This window comes from Streptomyces prasinopilosus, from assembly GCF_001419695.1.
Classification (GTDB): Bacteria; Actinomycetota; Actinomycetes; order Streptomycetales; family Streptomycetaceae; genus Streptomyces; species Streptomyces prasinopilosus.
In genome coordinates, this window is the sequence record NZ_LIRG01000039.1 from 1 (window position 1) to 3,880 (window position 3,880).

Here is a 3,880-nt window from a genome sequence, read left to right on the forward strand (position 1 = left end):
TCTGGTCGAACGCCGCCGGGAGGACATCGACACGGGGCTGTCGCGGCTCGCCGGGTCGCTGCGCCGTCACCGGACGCAGGACCCCGAGTCACTGGCGGACACCGTGCTGCTGGAGCTGCTGCCGCCCGGCGGCGTTCGACCAGACCGTCGGTGTAGAGCACGAGGGTGGAACCGGGCGTGAAGACGGTCGTCGCCTCGGGCCTCGGGGCCGGTTCGGGAAGGGCGTCGAACGGGGGGTCGGTGGCCCGGTCGAGGAACTCCACCCGTCCGTCGCGGTGGACCAGCACGGGCGGGGGATGGCCGGCGCTGCTGTACGTGATGGTGCGCCGGTCGAAGTCGACGAAGGTGGTGACCGCGGTCGCGGACTCGGCCCCGTCGACCACGTGGGCGTAGCGCCCCACGACGTCCAGGGCCTCGGCGGGCCCCGCCGCGACCAGTGAGGCGGCGGTGAGCGCGCTGCGGAGCTGGCCCATGACCCCGGCCGCCTCCAGGCCGTGTCCCACCACGTCGCCCACGGACACGCCGATGCGGTCGCCGCCCACCAGGTCGACCAGGTCGTACCAGTCCCCGCAGACGTTGAGCGCGCCCACCGCCGGCCGGTAGCGCACGGCGGCGCGGTGGTGGCCCAGCTGCCGGGGAGCGGGCAGCATCGCCTCCTGCAGCACCAATGCCACCTGCCGCTCCCGGGCGTGCGCCTGGCGCAGCCGGTTGTTGAGCTCCTGCAGCTCGCGGGCGCGCGCGTACAGCTCGGCCTCCAGGGCCCGGCTCTGGCCGACGCCCGCCCGGTCGCGCGCCCGCATCAGCTCGGTGACCTCCTCGACCCGGTGCACGATCAGGACCACGGTGCCGTCACTGCCCAGCACCGGCGTGTTCACCGGGCTCCAGTAGCGCTCCTCCCACTCGCCGGGGTGCTCCCGGCTCTCGACGTCGTAGCGCTGCAGGGCCATGGTGTCGCGCTCGCCGGTGGCCACGACGCGCAGCAGCGAGGCGTGCAGGTTGCGCGCGCCGGAGGAGCCGGGGTTGTCCGGGTTGTCCGGGAAGACGTCGAACAGGTAGTGGCCCAGCAGCTCCTCCCGGGAGAGGCCGGTGCCCTCGAGGAACGCCTCGTTGACATCGGCGTACACCAGCCCCGGGGTCAGGACCGCCACCATGCCGGGCAGGGCGTGGTACACCGCCGCGTAGTCGATCGCCGTGCGCGTCATGTCCGGTGCCCCATCGTCGGAATCCCATCATTCTTCCCCCCGGTGGGCGAATCGGGGGAGGCGGAAGGACCGGCAGGGGACCCGCGGTGCCGGGGGCGTCAGCCGAGGAGGCTCTCGTCCGGCCCGGTCAGCGACTGCTCGGCCCAGATGACCTTTCCGTCGGGAACGAAGCGGGTGCCCCACTGCTGGGCGAGCTGCGAGACCAGCAGCAGGCCGCGCCCGCCCTCGTCCATGGCCCGGGGATGGCGCAGATGGGGTGTGGTCGCCCCGCCGTCGTACACCTCGCAGACCAGCGTGCGCTCACGGATCAGCCGCAGCCGGACGGGGCCGGCGGCGTACCGGATGGCGTTGGTGACCAGTTCGCTGACGATCAGCTCCGTGGTGAAGACCAGCTCCTCCAGACCCCACAGGCCCAGCTGCCGGGTGGCCGTCCTGCGAGCCTCGGCCACCGCGGCCGGATCCGTCGGCAGGTCCCAGAACGCCACCCGGCCGGCGTCCAGGAGCCGGGTACGGGCCAGCAGCAGCGCCACGTCGTCGTACGGGCGGGTCGGCACCAGGGAGTCCATCACCGTCCGGCACAGCGTCTCCAGCGGCGGCGCGGCCCCCTGCAGCGCCCGCCGCAGCCGGTCCCGGCCGCCCGCGGTCGAACCGGTCACCGTGTCCGTCAGCAGGCCGTCGGTGTGCAGGGCGAGCGTGGTGCCCTCGGCCAGGGACGACTCCCTCGCCTCGAACGGCGGGCCCCCCACGCCGAGCGGGGGCCCCGTCGGCAGCTCGACGAAGCCGGCCGTGCCGTCCGGCGCCACCAGCGCGGGCGAGGGGTGGCCCGCGGAGGCCATCACGCACCGGCCCTCGACCGGGTCGTAGACGACGTACAGGCAGCCGGAGCCCACGGCCTGGCCGTAGGTGCCCACCGGGTCCGAGCCCTCCTCCCGCGCGGACCGCGCCACCAGGTCGTCGAGATGCGCGAGCACCTCCTCGGGCGGCAGGTCCAGTGCGGCCAGGGTCCGCACGGCGGTCCGCAGCCGGCCCATCGCGGCCGCCGCGTCGATGCCGTGCCCGGGGACCTCGCCGGCGATGAGGGCGACGCGGGCGCCGGGCAACGGGATCAGGTCGTACCAGTCGCCGCCCAGGCCCGTCAGCTCGTCGGCCGGGCGGTAGCACGCGGCCACCTCGACGGCGTCCTGCTCCGGGAGCCGGCGGGGCAGCAGGCTGCGCTGCAGCGTGAGCGCCGCCTCCCGCTCCCTGGTGTAGCGCCGGGCGTTGTCCACGCAGACGGCGGCGCGGGAGACGAGGTCCTCGGCGAGGCTCAGGTCGTCCTCGCGGAAGGGGTCCCTGCGGCGCCGGAAGAACCCGGTGAGGCCCAGGGTGACCCCCCGGGCGCGGATCGGCACGATCATCACGCTCTGCAGCCCCAGCTCCAGGAACGTGGTCTCCCGGTGGCCGGACGTGGCCTCGACCCACCCCAGGGCGAGCGGGTCGAGCTGCTCCTGGCGCCAGGAGCGGCCCGTGGCCAGGCAGCGGAGCGGCGGCGAACCGGGCAGGTAGCCGACCGGCGCGCCGATGTCCTGGACCGTGCGCGGCAGGTCCTCGTACACCGACCGGTGGCCCGCGCGGCGCAACGGCACCCCTTCCCCCTCCGTGAGCGGCCCCGAGGGGAGTTCGGCGCCCCGCAGCACCGTCTCCAGAAGGTCCACGACCACGAAGTCCGCGAGCTCCGGGACGGCGACGTCGGCCAGCTCCTGTGCGGTGCGCATGACGTCCAGGGTGCGGCCGATGTGCCGGCCGGCCCGGTCGAGCAGCGCGAGGCGCTGGCGCGCGCGGTGCCGGTCGGTGATGTCGACGACGCTGTAGTAGACGCCCATCGGGCGGCCCCGGTCGTCGTCGAGCCGGGTGAACGACATCATGTGCGCGGTCTCCCGCAGCGGTGCCGAACGGGCCCGGCCGACGTGCTCGAAGCCGGTCACCGACTCACCGGTCTCCAGGACGTGGCGCATCCGCGACTCGACGGGTTCGGGGTCCAGGCCGGGCTGGACATCGGCGAACCGCAGTCCCAGCCGCCGCCGGGCGGGGCCGCCGCCGAACCGCTCGAGCGCGGAGTTCGACCAGACGTACCGCAGATCCGTGTCCACGATCGCGAGCCCGATCGCCGATCCGGTGACCATCTGCTCCAGCACCGCGCGGCTCATGTCCCAGCCGGAGGAGTCGGCCAGCTCCGACAGCAGCACCAGCAGGGCCGGGCGGCCCTGCGGCTTCACGGCCCGCAGCACCCTGACCATGACGGGCACCGGATGCCCGTCGCGGTGCCTGGCCGTCATCAGCCCCGCCCAGCCGTCGTCGTCCCGGCAGCGCCCGAGCAGGTCCGGCACCCGCTCGGCGTTCCCGGCGGTCAGCAGGTCGGCCAGCTTCCCGCCCACCGCCTCGGCCGTCGTGTACCCCAGCAGCCGCTCGGCCGGGCCGGTCCAGTTCGTCACCACGCCCTGCTGGTCGAGCAGCAGGGGGACGGCGTCGGCCACGTCGAACCCCCGCCGGGCAACGTCCTGCTCCCCGTGTCCGCTCACGGCCGACCTCATCCGTCGCTGGGAGTGGTCCTCCACCTCTTGACCCCATCTTCACCCTGGAACCGGGCCGGGGGCTCCCTGGGCGGGTCCCGGACCGGCGAGCAGCGGTCGGACGGGGGC

2 protein-coding genes are annotated in these 3,880 nt (G+C 74.7%); both read right to left on the reverse strand.

Going from position 1 to position 3,880, the window contains the following annotated elements; translation table 11 throughout:
• Positions 1-1,202, reverse strand: a 1,202-nt coding sequence (locus tag AOK18_RS02515) for a PP2C family protein-serine/threonine phosphatase (RefSeq protein ID WP_107100320.1), incomplete at its 3' end; no start/stop codon positions are given.
• Between the two features lie 98 nt (positions 1,203-1,300).
• Positions 1,301-3,760: a SpoIIE family protein phosphatase gene (locus tag AOK18_RS02520; protein ID WP_240503024.1), complete on the reverse strand. Its 2,460-nt coding sequence runs from the start codon at positions 3,758-3,760 to the stop codon at positions 1,301-1,303.
• Between the last annotated feature and the right edge of the window lie 120 nt (positions 3,761-3,880).